The organism is Lonsdalea quercina (assembly GCF_900107885.1).
GTDB lineage: Bacteria > Pseudomonadota > Gammaproteobacteria > Enterobacterales > Enterobacteriaceae > Lonsdalea > Lonsdalea quercina.
This window is the reverse complement of the sequence record NZ_FNQS01000003.1, coordinates 309,674-326,825: the sequence shown is the minus strand read 5'-3', so window position 1 is coordinate 326,825 and position 17,152 is coordinate 309,674. Positions and strand designations below refer to the sequence as shown.

The window sequence follows — 17,152 nt, the reverse complement described above, 5'->3', positions numbered from 1 at the left end:
GCCTGTTTTCATTGATTCTCGCCGATGCTGAGTTCCTTCCTGAACCCGAATCCTGAGTATCCCGCACGCAGGCGAGGTTAGGCGCATTGCGATGGCGCGTTATGGCAGAGGAAAACGTGACAGGGAGGGGGGAATAAGCGATGACCCCACATCTCCGCGAGGGCGGGATGTGGGTGAAATACGCGATGCCGCGACGGCCTGCGTCGGGCGAACTATGCCTGAACGGTGACCGCGTGGTCAGCGAAACGCACGACCTGACCGGCGACGATTTTGCAGCGCTTACGCGTTTCGATATGGTCGTCGACGCTCACGTCGCCGTTGGCGATGAGCTGTTTGGCGGAGGCGCCGCTGTCGCTCCAGCCGAGGAGTTTCAGCAGATCGCACAGTTCTACGTGCGGATGTTGGTTCAGGTGAAAAATTTCCATAATCTCAGTTTATGCCTTTGCGGGTGTGTCGTGATATTCCTCGCAGGCCTGCAAGGTATTTTGAATCAGGGTGGCGACGGTCATCGGGCCGACGCCGCCGGGGACCGGCGTGATGAAAGAGGCGCGTTCGCTTGCACCGGCAAAATCAATATCGCCCACGACTTTGCCGTCTTCCAGTCGATTGATGCCGACATCAATCACGACCGCGCCGGGTTTGATCCAGTCGCCCGGAATAAAGCCGGGTTTACCGACGGCGACGACCAGCAAGTCCGCGTTCTCAACGTGCTGACGCAAATTCTTCGTGAAACGATGCGTTACGGTCGTGGTGCAACCGGCCAGCAGCAGCTCCAGACTCATCGGACGGCCGACTATGTTTGACGCGCCAATGACGACGGCATTCAGGCCGAACATGTCGATCTTGTACTGCTCCAGCAGCGTGATGATCCCACGCGGCGTACAGGATCGCAGCAGCGGCGCGCGCTGGCAAAGGCGGCCGACATTATACGGGTGGAAGCCATCCACGTCTTTATCGGGCGCGATGCGCTCAATGACGCTGGTGTTGTCGATGCCTTGCGGTAGCGGCAACTGCACCAGAATACCGTCGATGGTTTCATCGGCGTTCAGTCGGTCAATCAGCCCCAGCAGTTCGCCTTCGGAGGTGGTGGAGGGCAGATCGTAAGAGCGGGAAACGAAACCGACTTCCTCACAGACCCGACGTTTGCTGCCGACATAGATCTGAGAAGCAGGATCGTCCCCTACCAGGATAACCGCCAGACCCGGCGCTCGCTTACCGGCGGCCAGACGCTCTTGGACACGTGCAGCAACGTCGCTCTTAACTTGCTGCGCAATCGTTTTACCATCAATAAGTTTCGCAACCATCTACAGAAAATCCATCATTTCACAAACGGGGGATGGCGCGTATTTTGTCAGAAGCGGCGCGTGCTGTCAGGCGTTGTATCGACATTAATTGCTGACGCTCAATCGTTTCCGTCCGTCATCGCCCCTGAGAGAACCCTCGACATACCTCGGATAAAGGGGGAGGCGCAGAGGCGATAAGCCACCAGATGCCACGCCGCCATCCTGTGACGGATCCTGACGATCGACGGAGGATACGCGTTCCATCGCTGCGCGTGCTTACGTAGAAAGAAGTCGTCAAGAACGCCGCTCGGAGGGAGTTCGCTTGGGCGCTCACAGCGCGGTGTTTGAGTAACTCATTGATTCTAAGCTGAAAACAGGTAGGAAGACACATGACACAACAGGTTATTTTCCCCGCAAAAATCGTACGCGGGGCGGACGCCAGCCGTCAGCTGGGGGACATCTGCGCCGGGTTAGGGACACGTGTATTGGTTGTCGGCGGTCATCAGGCAGTGGCGGCGACGGAGGCGATAATCCGCACCCAACTGACCCTGGCCGGTCTTACGTTAAGCGGCGTTGAGTGGTTCGGCGGGCATTGCAGCGACAAGCAGGTCGAACGACTGTGTGCCCGCGTGGCGGAAACCCATAGCGACGTACTGCTGTCCGTGGGCGGCGGGAAGTCGCTGGATACCGGTAAGTTGGTGGCGCATCAGGCGGGTATTCCCGTCGTCACGTTGCCCACCATCGCCGGCACCTGTGCGGCGGTGACTCCGCTTTCTGTGCGTTACGAAGAGGACGGGCACTTTGTTGACTTGTGCCATCTGCCGTCCGCGCCGAATGCGGTCATCATCGACAGCACGTTGTTAGCGCAAGCGCCCCTGCGTTGGCTCGCCGCCGGGCTGGGCGATACGCTGGCGAAGTGGTACGAGTTTCGGGCGATCGATACCGGACATAATCAAAGCGGTCTGGCTGCCTCTTCCCGCGCTCATAGCGCGATTTGTTTCCAACTGATCGAACGTTTTGGCGCCGAAGCCTGTCGCGCGGTGGCGGAAAATCGCAGCACCGAAGCGCTGGATCAGGTGCTGGATGCGATCTTCCTGTTCGCCGGACTGACCTCCATCATGGCCAGCGGCGCGCATGCCGCTGCGGCGCACGCGTTGTTCGAAGGTTTCACCGTGTGCGACAAAACCCGCGATTTTGGCCACGGCCTGCTGGTGGGCTTCGGCAATCTGTGCCTGCTGGCGCTGGAAGCGCGGAGCGACGAAGCGCTGCTGGAGGCGCTGTCGCTGGCGCATGCCTGCGCCGTGCCGCTGACGTTGGCGGACATCAGTCCCGATCTGACCGATGCCGAACTGCAAGCCATCTTGCAAGCGGCCGTTAAAACAGCGGATATGGACGCCATGCCGTTCACGGTGACGGAAACAATGCTGCGGGAGGCGATTCGCCGCGTCGAGTCGCTGGCGGCCCGCATCGCCCGCTAAGCGCGCGATGGCAGAAGAAGAGGCGGCGGGCGTCATTACGCCGCCGGATACACGATAAGCCGTAGCAGCTGCCAGGCGATAAACAGCATGTACACGCCGATAAAGCTATCCAGCACCCGCCAGGTGCTGTTCTTCTCGAACAAGCGCGCGCAGGCGGAAGAGAGGTAGCCGATGGCGTAAAACCAGAGGCCGGACGCCAGCAGCGCGCCCGCTAAGTAGAAGATTTTGTGCTCATGACTCAGCCCGGACGATATGCCGCCGATGATGGCGACGGTATCCAGGTACACGCTGGGGTTGAGGAGGCTGACCGCCAGACAGGCGGTGACAGCGGAAAGACGGCTGGCGCGCGCGTCGCCGGTCGCGCCAAGGCGCAGACTTTGGTTGCCTCGCCAGGCGCGGCGAAGCGCGCAGAAGCCGTAGTGAATCAAAAACAACACGCCCGCCAGCGTCAGGCATGTCAGCGCCCACGGGTGGGCGCTGAGCAGTTCGCCGACGCCAAAGACGCCCGCGCTGATCAATAAAATGTCTAACATGAAGCAGAGGGTACAGACTAAAAAGACATGTTCCCGACGCACTCCCTGACGCAACACAAATGAATTCTGTGCGCCGATAGAGAGCAGCAATCCGGCACTGGTCATAAAACCGGTGATAAATACGGTCGTAGACATACTCTTTAATTCGCTCTGGTTTGATAGTGAAAAAGAATGAACACGCGTCTGGGCGATATTCAAAAAGGAATAAACGGCCGGTGACGTCAGCATCACTCAATAAAGGCAGCGCTTATTTTATCTTTTATTGAAATATTCCATGCGTTGCGACGGATAAACAATTCGACTCCAATATACCAACGCCGAAATGGTTATGGGATCGGCGATGCATCAATACGCATAGCCACGCTGGCGACAAAATGATTTATGTATTCTCCACCCTGTTTCAATCGGGAGAATTCGATGTCGCTATCATCCCTTTCCGCGACCCATGAGGCCAATTAATAATAGTGATTGTCGATTAGCAAAAGCGATAAAAGCCGAAAAAGCGGTCACTCGATTGTGATTCAGGCGCGATGTGAAATAGTTCATAAGGACAGGCGGTGAGATGTCTGCTCTAAAATTAAATATTAAAAAACAATATGATAGTATGATTTTTCTTTATCCCTGTTTGCGGCGGTTTTGTGCCTTGGGCGTCACTCAGGGCGAGCGGAAATGTTACCTCGCCATAAACTCAGGCATACCCTCCACCACAATACGTCTGCGCGGCGAGATATTTTTCGATACTGTCGCTACCTCGCTAAAATAGCCATGACCCCTAAAATGCAATGGCGTCTGGCAAGGTGGAGGAATAAATACTCGCCGGAGTTTACTGGGTAAATATCAACTCACTATCGCCGAGGTTTATTTTTGCAGCGAATACGTTTAATCAGCTTTAAGGGGCGTTGAATTTGACCATTGGGAGATGAACGTATTTATCTCATCGTGATTAATTCTGGCGTCTATTCATTTTCATCGAATGGTGAATATGATGGTCTGCTTCTCGAACGTCGAGCGGAAATGTCGTCCAGCTACTGCCTGTCGATTTATCGTGGGGCGCACGAAATAAGGTGCGAAGAAAAGGGACAACTTCTGGCGTGAGTGACGATGCTGTGGGGGAGGGGATACGCCTGTATTCGGGTACGCATTGATAACGCCGATGCCGTCATCCGTGGGAGAAAGTCCCTGTGCCTTAAAAGAGTGCGCGTCGATCATGCTGTTGCACCGCCACTAAACGCCAATTGCCAGAACACCTGTCTATCAATAAAACCTATTCCACCGTAATGACCTGTGGTTTGCGCCGAAAGCAGCTCGGGTTAAGCGGTTTCTCATTATTAGAAAGCTTATATCTAAAATCAGTAAGGTTAGGAAGCCGGGGTTGGCTCCACTCTTGCAACTTCCTGTCGGAACGTAGGTGAGATTGTGGCGATTTAATTCTTTCATGAAGTGTATCGAATGGAGAATCCTATGGCTTGTTCACTGACAAGACAGATCAAACGCGGTGTTTTGTCTGCACTCCTCCTCGGCTGCGCATCTTCCAGCTATGCGGGAAAACAGAATGACACGCTGGTTTACGCCTCCGATAACGAGGTGGAAAACGTCAGCCCTTATCATAACAACCTTCGTGAAGGCGTGATCCTGGCCCACCTGGTCTGGGATACCCTGATCTATCGCGATCCCAAAACCGGCGAGTACAAACCTGAACTGGCCTCAGACTGGACTTGGGAATCGCCCACTTCTCTGCTGATACATCTGCGTAAAGGGATCACCTTCCACAACGGCGATCCCTTCACCGCGGAAGATGTGGCTTACACCTTCAACCATATTGCTGGCCCCGGGACGTCGTCGGTGATGCCGCAAAGCGTGGACTGGATCGACACCACCGAAAAGGTGGATGACTACACCGTCCGGCTGAAGCTGAAAAAACCGTTCCCCGCCGCGTTGGAATATCTCTCCGGCCCTACGCCTATCTATCCGTCAGCCTATTACCAGAAGGTGAAGCTGGCCGGATTCAGCCAGGCGCCCATCGGCACCGGCCCTTATAAAATCACCAAAGTCACCCCGGCTCAGGGCGTGAGTATGGAAAAGAACCCCGATTACTTTGCGGATAGCCCGCAGGGACAACCGAAAATCGGCAAGCTACAGTTTGTGGTCATCCGCGATCCGGAAACGCGACTGGCGCAGCTGATGACCGGTCAGGTGGACTGGATCTGGCGCGTGCCCGCCGACCAGATCACCTCGCTGGAGACCATGCCGAACCTTACCGTCAAAAGCGGTGAAACCATGCGCATCGGCTTTATGGCCTTAAACACTCACGCCAAAGGTCCGGGCGGCGAGCCGTTCAAGGATCTGCGCGTGCGTCAGGCGGTGAACTACGCCATCAACCGCGAGGCCATCGTCAACAATCTGGTGCGCGGCGGCAGTCAGCCGGTGTATTCCGCCTGCTTCCGTACCCAAACCGCCTGCGACACCAGCAAGGTCATCAAATATGACTACAACCCGGAGAAGGCAAAGCAGCTGCTGGCGGAAGCCGGTTATCCCAACGGCTTTGATACCGATATCTGGGCCTATCGCGAGCGCGACTATGCTGAAGCGATCATCGGCGATCTGCGCAAGGTCGGTATCCGTGCCCGTCTTCACTACGTTCAGTACACGGTGCTGGCGGCGGATCTCATTTCCGGTAAAGCGCCCATGGCGATCCGCACCTGGGGATCGTTCTCCATCAACGATGCCGCCGCGTTCACCACGCCGTATTTCGGCGGTCGGGGCGATGATATTTGGAAAGACGCCGAGGTCACCGCCACACTGGCGAAGGCGGATGAAACGCTCGACCCCAAACAGCGCAGCGCCCTGTACGCAGAGGCGTTGGGGCGGATCTCCTCACAGGCTTACCTGGCGCCGATGTTCTCCTACTCCACCCACTACGCCTTCACCTCCGATCTGAACTTCGAGGATTGGCCGGATGAGCTGCCGCGCTTCGCGATGGCCAGCTGGAAATAAGACGTGAAACGAGCCGGAAGACGCGCGACGCCTTCCGGCGACGGCCCGCAGGAGGAGTGACTGATGCTTATCTATATTTTGCGACGGCTGCTGGTGGCGCTGGCGGTGCTATTCACGGTGGCCGTGGTCAGCTTTTCGCTTCTGCACCTATCGGGCGATCTGGCGGCCGCGATTGCGGGTCCGGACGCCTCCGCAGAGGTGATCGAGGGAATACGTCGGCAGTATGGGCTGGACCAGCCGCTGATCACCCAGTTCGGCCAGTGGATGTGGGCGGCGTTGCATCTGGATTTCGGCCGCTCGTTCTATTTCGAAAACACGGTGATGGAGCTGATTGGTCAGCGCATGCCGATCACGCTCAAGCTGGGCGGCGTCTCGCTGCTGCTGGCGCTGGTGGTGGCGATCCCGCTGGGCGTTCTGGCGGCGGTGTTCCGCAATACCTGGGTTGACCGAGGCGCTATGTTCATCGCCGTCATCGGGCAGGCGATGCCGAACTTCTGGTTCGCGCTGATCCTGATTCTGCTGTTCGCCGTCGGGCTGAAATGGCTGCCGGTGGCGGGCAACAGCAGCTGGCAAAACTTCGTCCTGCCCGCCGTCGCGTTGGGCTACTACGCCATGCCGTCGCTGATGCGACTGACGCGCTCCGGCATGCTTGACGTGCTGGGCGCGGACTATATCCGCACCGCCCGGGCCAAGGGGCTAAGCGCGTTTCGGGTGATCGTCAAGCATGGTCTGCGCAACGCCATCATCCCGGTGGTGGCGCTGGCGACGGTGGAACTGGGCTTTATGCTGGGCGGCTCGGTCGTGATCGAATCCGTGTTCGCGTTGCAAGGGCTGGGCCAGCTGGCCTGGGATTCGATCTCCCGCAACGACTTCCCGGTGGTGCAGGCCATCGTGCTGATTATCGCGGTGTTTTACATCGTATTGAGCTTTCTGGCGGATGTGCTGAATGCCGCGCTGGACCCTCGACTGCGGACGCAATAAGGAGCTTTCATGAAACCATCCTCACCGCTTCCCTCCGCCGTCATCGCATCGACGCCGCCCGACACGGTCCTTCTGCCCGAGCCGGGTCCGGCCCGGCGCTGGCTGCGGCGGATGATGGGCCATCACAGTATGGCGATAGGCGTGGTCATCCTCACCGTCATTATCGTGGCCGCGATACTGGCGCCGCTGATCAGCCCGCACGACCCCTATGCGCAAGACATCAGTCAGCGCCTGATCCCGCCGGTGTGGCATGAAAAGGGCGGCTGGGACCATCTTCTGGGCACCGACAAACTGGGGCGCGACTACCTGAGCCGCCTGTTGTACGGCGCGCAGGTCTCGCTGCTGATCGGACTGGTGTCCGTGCTGGTGGCCGGTTTCATCGGTATCACGCTGGGGGTGACGGCGGGCTATTTCGGCGGCCGCGTCGACGCGGTGGTCAGTTATATCCTGACCGTGCGTCTTTCCATGCCGGTCATTCTGGTGGCGCTGGCGATGGCGTCGATGGTGGGCGGTTCCGTCAAAGTCGTGATTATGCTGCTGGGACTGTTGCTGTGGGACCGCTTCCTCATTGTCTCCCGCTCGGTGACGCGCCAGCTGCGTGAGGCGGAGTTCGTGGCGGCGGCGAAAACATTGGGCGCATCATCCCTGTTCATCATGCTGCGCGAGATCCTGCCCAACCTGCTGGGGCCGCTGACGGTGGTCGCGACGCTGGAGATCGCCCACGCCATTCTGCTGGAGGCCACGCTGTCGTTTCTGGGGCTGGGCGTCCAGCCGCCGATGCCGTCGTGGGGGCTGATGGTCGCCGAAGGCAAGGCGTACATGTTTTTTCAGCCGTGGGTCATTCTGATACCGGGCGTCATGCTGGCGATACTGGTTCTGGGCATCAATCTGGTCGGGGATGGTCTGCGCGACATCACCGCGCTGGACGGACGGGGTTAAGGGGGCGGCGATGAATGATGACATTTTGCTGGATGTGAAGAACCTGCGGGTCGACTTGCCGACGCCGCGTGGCATGCTGCATGCGGTGCGCGGCATCGACTTCTCCGTGCGCCGGGGCGAGATGCTGTGTCTGGTCGGGGAGTCGGGCTGCGGCAAATCCATGACGTCGCTGGCACTGATGGATCTGTTGCCGCGAAAAGCCGTTCGCACGGCGGACCATATGCGTTTCAAAGGTCACGATCTGCAAGCGATGACGCCCCGCCAGCGGGCCGCGATGCGGGGCGACGAGATGGCGATGATTTTTCAGGAGCCGATGACGTCGCTCAACCCATCTTTCACGCTGGGCAATCAACTGTGTGAAACGCTGCTGGCGCACCGCAAGGTGTCGATGTCGACCGCGCGAGACCGGGCGGTGTGGCTGATGGAGCGCGTGGGCATTCCGATGGCGGCGGACCGGCTGAATCAATATCCCCATCAGCTGTCCGGCGGCCTGCGCCAGCGCATCATGATTGCGATGGCGCTGATGTGCGAGCCGGAACTGATCATTGCGGATGAACCCACCACGGCGCTGGACGTCACCATTCAGGCGCAAATTCTGCGGATGCTCCGCGCGCTGCAACAGGAGTTCGGCACCGCGGTGATCTTCATTACCCACGACCTGGGCGTAGTGGCCCGCATCGCCGATCGCGTGTCGGTCATGTACGCCGGGCAGATCGTCGAAACCGCCCCCGTGATGCCGCTGTTTCATCAGCCGCAGCACCCTTACACGCGCGGGCTGCTCGACTGCATTCCGGTGCAGGGGAAGACGATGCCGGGGCAACCCCTTCGCGCCATTCCCGGCGTGGTGCCGAGCCTGGTCGGGCCGCAGCAGGGCTGTGCTTTCTTCAATCGCTGTTCGCGCTGTACTGACGCCTGCCGTCGGGACATCCCTTATGTCGATGTCACCGACGCGCACGCGGTGCGCTGTGTTCAGGCCCAAAAGACCGTGGAGGCGCTATGACGATAGATAGTGTAGAAGGGCTGCGGGCGCCCTCGCCGCCGCATATTCCGGGCAATGAGGATCTGGCGCTGGAGCTGTGCGTGCTCAGCCGGGTCTTTCGCCTGAATCGCGGCATCTTCACGAAACCGGGAGAAATCCGCGCCGTGAACAACGTCTCGTTGCGCATCCGGCGGGGAGAAACGCTCGGGCTGGTGGGCGAGTCGGGCTGCGGCAAAAGCACGCTGGCGAAGATGTTGCTGGGACTGCTGCCGCCGACCTCCGGCAACGTGTTGATCGAGGGGCGTGAAATCGACGCGGGCGACCGTAAAGCGCTGGCGTCGCGCATCCAGCCCATCTTTCAGGACCCATACTCATCGCTGAATCCGCGCCGCACCGTGGCGGATATCGTGGAGGTGGCGCTGCGGCTGCACAACATGGGGACGCCGGAGGAGCGCAAAACACGAGTGAAAGAGATGCTGGACGTCGTGGGTATGCCCGCGCGGACGCACCAGCAATATCCTGGACAGCTGTCCGGCGGTCAGCGCCAACGGGTGGCGATCGCCCGGGCATTGATCATGCGGCCGGCCATTCTGATCTGCGACGAGCCGACCTCCGCGCTGGACGTTTCCGTGCAGGCGCAGATCCTCAATCTGCTGCTGGCGCTCAAGCAGGAGTTCGGACTGACCTACCTGTTCATCAGCCACAACCTGTCCGTCGTGGAGCATCTGGTCGACCATGTCGCCGTCATGCAAAAAGGCACGATTGTGGAGCAGGGGACGCGTGAGCAGATCTTCCGTTCGCCGCAGCATCCTTATACCAAAACGCTGCTGGCGTCGGTGCTGACGCCAGAGCCGGGGTTGGGCATCCCGGATATCAGCCAGTTCGGCGAGTAAGGCCAACGACACGACGCGCGACCGTCAGGGAGCCGGGCCGGGGCCTTGCTCTCCGTGCCGCTGCGTGCCGAATCACTATCATCGAAAGAGAGGACGGACAAATTATGACGCGTGAAGACACGATCCGAGCAGCGGAAGAGTATTTCAACAGCGGCGCGTTCAGCGAGACGCTGGCGCGCCGGGTAGCCTATCGAACGGAGAGTCAGGACGAGGGAACCGGGGCGGTGTTGATGGCCTATCTGACGGAAGAGATGGTGCCGCGTTTGCAGGCCATCGGTTTCGACTGCCGAATTGTGGACAACCCGATAGCGGGGAAAAGTCCCTTCCTGCTGGCCCGGCGGCTGGAAGCCGACGCGCCCTTGACGGTGCTGACCTATGGTCACGGCGATGTGGTGCGGGGCTATGACGATCAGTGGCGCAGCGGGCTGTCGCCGTGGCGGCTGGTGCAGGACGGCAATCGCTGGTATGGCCGCGGGACGGCGGATAACAAGGGCCAGCACACCATTAATCTGGCGGCGCTCGAACAGGTGCTGAAAGGCCGCCACGATCGTCTGGGCTACAACATCAAGCTGATTCTGGAGATGGGGGAAGAAGCCGGATCGCCGGGGTTGAACGACGTCTGCGCGCAGTACCGTGACTGGCTGGCGGCCGATCTGTTCATCGCCTCGGATGGCCCACGCATCTCCGCCGTACGTCCCACGCTGTTTCTGGGATCGCGCGGCGTGTTTAATTTCGAGCTGCGGCTGACGCCGCGCGAGGGCGGTCATCACTCCGGCAACTGGGGAGGACTGCTGAGCAACCCAGGCATTCGACTGGCGCACGCCATCGCCTGTCTGGTCGATGCGCGGGGACGAATTCTGGTGCCGGGGCTGCGGCCTCCGGCGGTGTCGGAGAGTTTGCGCCAGATACTGGCGGATATCGAACTGGGCGGCGGGCCGACCGACCCGGAGGTTGACCCGCAGTGGGGCGAGCCGGGGCTGACGTCGGCCGAGAAAGTGTATGGGTGGAATACGCTGGATGTGCTGGCCTATGTCACCGGCAATCCCGACAAACCGGCGCACGCCATTCCGCCTTCCGCCTCGGCGCATTGCCATATGCGTTACGTGGTCGGCAGCGACGTGGCGCACTTTGCGCAACATCTGCGGCAGCATCTGGACGCCAATGGGTTCGCGGACGTCGAGATCGTCAACGCCGTCAGCTGCTATCAGGCCACCCGGCTCGACCCTAACGACCTGTGGGTGGAGTGGGGCGCGACGTCAATCGCACGCACCTCCGGAAAAGCGCCAGCCGTGTTGCCCAACTTCGGCGGCGGGCTGCCGAACGCCTGTTTTTCGGAAACGCTGGGTCTGCCGACGCTGTGGGTGCCGCACTCCTATCCGGCCTGCTCGCAGCATGCGCCCAACGAACACATTCTGGCGGACATGACGCTGGAGGCGCTGCGGATCATGACCGGGCTGTTTTGGGACTTGGCCGAACAGGGTGCGGAGCAGCTGTGCCTACGCCGGCAGGCTGAGTCCACGCAGACCACCGCCTGACGCGCAGCTGACTCATCCCCCGCGGGGTTATCGCGCCTGTTCTGGTTGACGCCGGAGCGGGCGCGGTTCGTTGAGGGAGAGAAAGGGGGTAGACTTTGACAACCCCTTCGAGATGAACGGAGCGACCGATGCACAATAACGAAATTCGTTACTTCATGGCCGTGGCGAGCACCGGATCGCTGAGCGCCGCCAGCCAGCAGCTGTTCGTCGCGGTTTCGGCCATCAGCCGTCAGATCCAGCAGTTGGAGCATCGGCTTGGCGCGCCGTTATTCGAACGGCATCCGCGCGGCATGGTGCTGAACGCGGCGGGCCAGATTCTGGAACATCACGTGCGGCGCAGTATGGCGGATATGGAGCTGGCGGTGGCCGAAATCGAAGGGTTGAAATCGGTTCGCCAAACCACCATTCGGGTCGTTTGCACCGACGGTATCGCCTTTAATTTGATGCCGACGCTGTTGGCGAAGTTTCGTCTGACGCACTCATCGGTCAACTTCGTGCTGACGGTGGGTTCCACGCGGCAGGTGCCGGATCTGGTGCGCAACGGCGAATGCGATGTGGCGCTCAAATTCAGCCTGTCGTTGGAGCACGGCGTCGACATCGTCGCCTCGTATCCGGCGCCGGTGCTGGTGATCATGCAGGACTCGCATCCGCTGGCGCATGTCGGGCTTAAACTGGCCGATCTGAACGGCTATCCGGTCGCGTTGCCGGATCAGGCCGCCACCATCCGTCAACTGTTCGATCTCTCCTGTCGCATGAACGGCGTATTCATCGACCCGATACTGACCTGTAATCACTTTTCCACTCTCTATGAGTTTGTGCTGAATACACCGGATGCCGTCGCTATCTGCAGCCATTTTTCGGTGTTGTACCGAGTGCGTAGCGATGGATTGCAGATGCGCTCGATCGACGGCGAACCCTTCAGTCAGCGGACCATGCAGATTCAAACCGATGCGGCCAAACCGCGCACGGCGGCGCTGAACGACTTCTGCGATTTTCTCAAACGGGAACTGGCCGAGCAGGATGAGCGAATACGCCGGGAGTATGCCATCTCCGCCCGCTGAGCGCAGAGGGTGAGGGCGCCGCGCGTGGGGTTTCACCATGTTCGTCCCCCCGCGAATGCAGAGGATAAAATACGGGGATAGCTCGCTGGGTTTTTGAGGGTGAATTTAATTTCTTTAAGGATATTTTTTGCGGATTTATTAGCGTTTTCACGCTTATTTTTTGAAATTTAGAGCAGGTATTGGGTATTTTTTTGCAATTTTAATCACTCCACATTCGGGTAGTATCTAACGCAAGGGGCAGTCTTTTTCCCGTAAATCGTGACCACCTGTGACTACTATGTTCCCTATTACCTGTCGGAGCCTGATGATGAATTTAGAAAAATTCCCGCGTTATCCGTTAACTTTCGGACCGTCGCCGATTACGCCGATGAAACGACTCAGCGAGTATCTGGGCGGTGAAGTTGAAATCTATGCCAAGCGCGAAGATTGCAATAGCGGTCTGGCCTTCGGCGGCAATAAGACGCGCAAGTTGGAGTATCTGATCCCCGAGGCGCTGGAGAAGGGCTGCGACACGTTGGTCTCCATCGGCGGTATTCAGTCGAACCAGACGCGCCAGGTGGCGGCGGTCGCCGCGCATCTGGGGATGAAATGTATTTTGGTGCAGGAAAACTGGGTGAATTACGCCGACGCCGTCTATGATCGCGTGGGGAACATCGAGCTGTCCCGGATCATGGGGGCGGATGTGCGTCTTGACGCCGCGGGATTCGATATCGGCATCCGTCAAAGCTGGAAGGATGCGATGGACGAATCGGCGAAGAACGGCGGGAAACCCTTCCCAATCCCCGCCGGCTGTTCTGAACATCCTTACGGCGGCCTCGGCTTCGTCGGTTTCGCGGAAGAAGTGCGCGAGCAGGAAAAAGCGCTGGGATTTAAATTCGACTATATCGTCGTGTGCTCGGTCACCGGGAGTACGCAGGCGGGGATGGTGGTGGGGTTTGCCGCCGACGGCCGTGCGCGCAACGTTATCGGGATTGACGCCTCGGCCAAGCCGGAGCAGACCAAGGCGCAGATCCTGCGTATTGCCCAGCAGACGGCCGACCTGGTCGAGCTGGGACAGGCGATTACCGAAGATGATGTGGTGCTGGATACCCGTTACGGCGGCCCGGAATACGGCCTGCCCAATGAAGGCACGCTGGAAGCGATTCGTCTGTGCGGGCGTCTGGAAGGCGTATTGACCGATCCGGTGTACGAAGGAAAATCCATGCAGGGGATGATCGATAAAATTCGCCGCGGCGAATTCCCTAAAGGCGCCAAAGTGCTCTATGCCCATCTGGGCGGCGCGCCGGCGTTGAGCGCCTATAGCTATATATTCCGCAACGGCTAAGGGCACCACGGTGTGGCGATAACAGCCCGCGTGACGCGGGCTTTTTCATGTCAGGCAAACAGGAGACTGCTGGAAAATCGGTATTCAGAACGGTAGCTGAGTGGTGGACAACACTTCCCGCAGGCCGATGAACGACCGAATTTGGCGCACGCCTGGCAGGAACAGCAGTTGTTCGGCGTGCAGGCGGTTAAAACTCTGGTTGTCCTTGGTGCGGATCATCAGCATGTAGTCGAACTCGCCGGTGACGACGTGACACTCCATGCAGCCGCTGATCTGCTGAACCGACGTCTCGAAATCCTTAAATGCGCCGGGGGTAGACCTGTCCAGCACGACGCCGATGATGACGACCATGCCCGCATTCAGCGCCTCGGGGTCGAGCAATGCGACATAACCTTTGATCAGACCCAGCTGTTTCAGCCGCTCCACGCGCCGCAGGGTGGCGGGAGGACTGAGGTTTACGTTCTCCGCCAGTGCGACGTTAGAGATGGACGAGTCGGCTTGTAGTAGCCGCAGAATGGTCACATCGAAGCGATCCAGCTCGTAACGCCTGGTCCTGTTATCCGCATCGACGGGCGACGCATCAGATTTGAATTTCATGAGTTCCTCACAAAAGCCGTCGAAGCGGCGTTGCCGCGTGATTGCGTCAGTTCCGACTTTGTCGGTGAATCACTTCGCCCCGTGGCGCCTGTTCCTATTAAAAACCATAAAAAAAGCCGTGGACAAGCAATATCATTAAATCGAATGGAGAGCCGCGTGGAAAGGGAAACTTGGCAGGATAAAGTAAAACGGCTCCCCGGTGGATCGGAGAGCCGTCACGATGTGACGCGGATGGCGTCAGGGCGTGGTTAGCGTGGGGTTAGAACTTTTCCCAGTTTCCGTCTGACGGCGTGCCCGAGCCTAGTTTTCTCGGCGCGATAGCCGGTGCGGACTGAGCCGGTTTGCCCGGCGCGGGGACTTTGGTACGCGATTCGGACTCTGCTAACTGGAAGATGGAAACCACTTCCGTCAGGCGACGCGCCTGATCTTCCAGCGACGATGACGCGGTGGTGGACTCTTCCACCAACGCGGCGTTCTGCTGCGTCACGCTGTCCATTTCGATGACGGCCTGACCGACCTGAGTAATGCCCTTGCTCTGCTCGTTCGAGGCGGATGCAATTTCACCCATGATGTCGGTGACGTTGGTGATGGCGCGAACAATGTTGCCCATCGCGTCGCCCGCCTGAGTGACCTGCTCAGAGCCGATTTTCACGTTGCTGACGGACTCATCGATCAGCCCTTCGATCTCTTTGGCCGCTTCGGCGCTGCGCTGCGCCAGGCTGCGAACTTCGCTGGCGACGACGGCAAAGCCTCGACCCTGTTCACCGGCACGCGCCGCTTCAACGGCGGCGTTCAGCGCCAGAATGTTGGTCTGGAACGCGATGCTGTTGATGACGTTGATGATATCCGCGATTTTCTTCGAGCTGCCGCTGATGTTGTTCATCGTTTTGATGACATCACTGACGACGCTACCGCCTTCATTTGCCGTTTTAGAAGCGTTCTGCGCCAATACGCTGGCTTGGTTCGCGTTTTCTGCGTTCTGTTTCACCACGGCGCTGAGCTCTTCCATGCTGGCAGCGGTTTGCTCCAGCGCAGAGGCCTGCTCTTCCGTACGAGAGGACAGGTCGGTGTTGCCTGCGGAAATTTCACCCGAGCTGCGATAAATTTCGTCGGCGCTCATGCGAATGTCGGAAACGGTATTGATCCAGTTTCCCTGCATCTGTTGTACGAACGGGATCAGGCTGCCGACGCAGTTTTTGCCGAAGTCTGCAATTTTGGTATGTAGCTGACCTATGGCCAGCACCTGCAGATGTTGTTTGATCTGATCAAGCGGACGCACCACAAACTTGGCCAGGTAACGATCGGTCAGCAGCACGATGATCAGGCCGACAGCCAGCGCCGCCATCAGAATATATTCACACCATTTCACCCAGTTGCCGATGCGGTCCTGAGCTTCGGTCTTCAGCGTGCCGATGACGGTGTTGTATTGAGTGATGGCCGTGGTGAACTCAGCACGCAGCGGGCTGTATGTCTGTTCCGCAATCTGCTTATAGGTATCCAGGCGATCGGCTGCCAGCGCATCGTACATCGGTACAACGGCTTCGCTGTAGAGACGCTGTGAGCTGTTATAGATCGCGTCGATTGTGACTTTATTAATGTTGGCGTGATCGGTCACCTGAAACTGCGCCAGTCCCGCTTTCAAACGCGCGATTTCTGCCGCGGCTTGCTGCATTCCCGACTTAAACCCGTCTGGGTTGTTATTGAGTTTTTGCTCCATGGCTCGGTCCAGGATGTTCTGGACCCGGTAATACTGTCCGCTGGCGCCGTTGATGATATCGCCGTTGTCCTGTTGGACGTTGGTCAGTTCGATTTCTGAGGTCAGCTGGCCCAGAGAGTAAAGTGCGAAGGCTGATACGCCTCCCCATAATAAAGAGAACAGGATAAGGATAAGAACCATCATGGTTCTGATCTTGATGTCACGAATAAAATTCATAGTCGTAGCCCTGGAGTATTGAGTATGAGTTCTTGAATAATCAGAACTATGTTTTATGCATCCATTCATTGGGACGCTTGTGGGGGAACACGCGAGCCAGATATAAATCCATCAACGTTTCATTTCTTCAATGCAGTTATCGGCAAACAGGTAATCGACTTCATCGCTTTTTTTCGAAAAGAAGGTAATTAAATGTCAACGAAAGTTTCAGGATTTAATATATTTCTGGGGTGATGATGATCAGCGAAACTATTATTAAATCCGTAATAGCGTAGCGCTTTTAATCTAATAGTCGAAAGCTTGGTGATTAGGTTGTTCATTGCCGTTTGGTGCAGTAGACGGCCGAGTTTTATAAAAAGTAAAAAAAAAGCCGCAGATAAGGTGGGGAAAGCGTCGACTTCTTGAGGTTTTTTTATATCTCTATGATTATAAAAATTATTTTTTCTTGTGTTTTGGGTCGAAATAAAGATGAGAGAATGCCAGGAAATTAATAAATCACGGTAATGTTTAGGGCTAAACTAAAACGAAAAAATTCAGATGCAGGCTAATCATCAACCTTATTGAGTCTGATCCGAAAATGAACCGAGATGAACAGTTATCCCTTGAGTGTGCCATTACGGCT

At 58.0% G+C, this 17,152-nt stretch carries 14 protein-coding genes; 9 read left to right on the top strand and 5 right to left on the bottom strand.

All coding sequences use genetic code 11. The annotated features are described in order from the left end of the window. Positions 1-212: 212 nt before the first annotated feature. Both ybcJ and folD read right to left on the bottom strand, forming a co-directional pair. On the bottom strand, positions 213-425 hold the full coding sequence (gene ybcJ, locus BLU64_RS06665) for a ribosome-associated protein YbcJ (protein ID WP_026744113.1): 213 nt from the start codon (positions 423-425) through the stop codon (positions 213-215). Between the two features lie 9 nt (positions 426-434). Continuing rightward, a complete protein-coding gene (gene folD / locus BLU64_RS06660; protein WP_074728181.1) occupies positions 435-1,304 on the bottom strand; it encodes a bifunctional methylenetetrahydrofolate dehydrogenase/methenyltetrahydrofolate cyclohydrolase FolD in 870 nt (289 codons plus the stop codon). 368 nt (positions 1,305-1,672) lie between these two features. On the opposite strand from folD, the gene BLU64_RS06655 reads away from it, so the two are divergent. Further along, a complete protein-coding gene (locus BLU64_RS06655; RefSeq protein ID WP_074728179.1) occupies positions 1,673-2,761 on the top strand; it encodes an iron-containing alcohol dehydrogenase family protein in 1,089 nt (362 codons plus the stop codon). Between the two features lie 35 nt (positions 2,762-2,796). Here BLU64_RS06655 and BLU64_RS06650 read toward each other — a convergent pair whose 3' ends face one another. Next, positions 2,797-3,429 carry a LysE/ArgO family amino acid transporter gene (locus tag BLU64_RS06650; protein WP_026744110.1) on the bottom strand — a complete coding sequence of 211 codons (633 nt, stop codon included), beginning with the start codon at positions 3,427-3,429 and terminating at the stop codon, positions 2,797-2,799. Positions 3,430-4,755: 1,326 nt separating this feature from the next. On the opposite strand from BLU64_RS06650, the gene BLU64_RS06645 reads away from it, so the two are divergent. From BLU64_RS06645 to BLU64_RS06610, 8 genes are all read left to right on the top strand, one after another. Continuing rightward, positions 4,756-6,288: an ABC transporter substrate-binding protein gene (locus BLU64_RS06645; protein ID WP_026740020.1), complete on the top strand. Its 1,533-nt coding sequence runs from the start codon at positions 4,756-4,758 to the stop codon at positions 6,286-6,288. A 63-nt stretch (positions 6,289-6,351) separates the two neighbouring features. Beyond that, positions 6,352-7,269, top strand: coding sequence for an ABC transporter permease (locus tag BLU64_RS06640; RefSeq protein WP_074728178.1), 918 nt, complete (start codon positions 6,352-6,354; stop codon positions 7,267-7,269). A gap of 9 nt (positions 7,270-7,278) precedes the next feature. Then, positions 7,279-8,208, top strand: coding sequence for an ABC transporter permease (locus BLU64_RS06635; RefSeq protein WP_026744107.1), 930 nt, complete (start codon positions 7,279-7,281; stop codon positions 8,206-8,208). A 10-nt stretch (positions 8,209-8,218) separates the two neighbouring features. Further along, complete coding sequence (locus BLU64_RS06630; RefSeq protein WP_026744106.1) at positions 8,219-9,208, top strand: ABC transporter ATP-binding protein; 990 nt, start codon at positions 8,219-8,221, stop codon at positions 9,206-9,208. Continuing rightward, the gene (locus BLU64_RS06625; RefSeq protein ID WP_036153617.1) at positions 9,205-10,080 is read left to right on the top strand and encodes an ATP-binding cassette domain-containing protein; all 876 of its coding nucleotides are present in this window, start codon (positions 9,205-9,207) and stop codon (positions 10,078-10,080) included. Before BLU64_RS06630 ends, BLU64_RS06625 begins: the two co-directional genes overlap by 4 nt. Positions 10,081-10,184: 104 nt before the next feature. Then, positions 10,185-11,615, top strand: a complete 1,431-nt coding sequence (locus BLU64_RS06620; protein ID WP_074728176.1) for a M20 family metallopeptidase — start codon at positions 10,185-10,187, stop codon at positions 11,613-11,615. Between the two features lie 128 nt (positions 11,616-11,743). Further along, positions 11,744-12,676: a LysR family transcriptional regulator gene (locus BLU64_RS06615; protein ID WP_026744103.1), complete on the top strand. Its 933-nt coding sequence runs from the start codon at positions 11,744-11,746 to the stop codon at positions 12,674-12,676. A 307-nt stretch (positions 12,677-12,983) separates the two neighbouring features. Next, on the top strand, positions 12,984-14,000 hold the full coding sequence (locus BLU64_RS06610) for a 1-aminocyclopropane-1-carboxylate deaminase (protein ID WP_026744102.1): 1,017 nt from the start codon (positions 12,984-12,986) through the stop codon (positions 13,998-14,000). A gap of 84 nt (positions 14,001-14,084) precedes the next feature. Here the strand turns inward: BLU64_RS06610 and BLU64_RS06605 are convergent, their stop codons facing one another. Together BLU64_RS06605 and BLU64_RS06600 are read right to left on the bottom strand one after the other, a co-directional pair. Continuing rightward, positions 14,085-14,597 carry an Lrp/AsnC family transcriptional regulator gene (locus BLU64_RS06605; protein WP_026744101.1) on the bottom strand — a complete coding sequence of 171 codons (513 nt, stop codon included), beginning with the start codon at positions 14,595-14,597 and terminating at the stop codon, positions 14,085-14,087. Positions 14,598-14,856: 259 nt separating this feature from the next. Continuing rightward, on the bottom strand, positions 14,857-16,530 hold the full coding sequence (locus BLU64_RS06600) for a methyl-accepting chemotaxis protein (protein WP_051625599.1): 1,674 nt from the start codon (positions 16,528-16,530) through the stop codon (positions 14,857-14,859). Between the last annotated feature and the right edge of the window lie 622 nt (positions 16,531-17,152).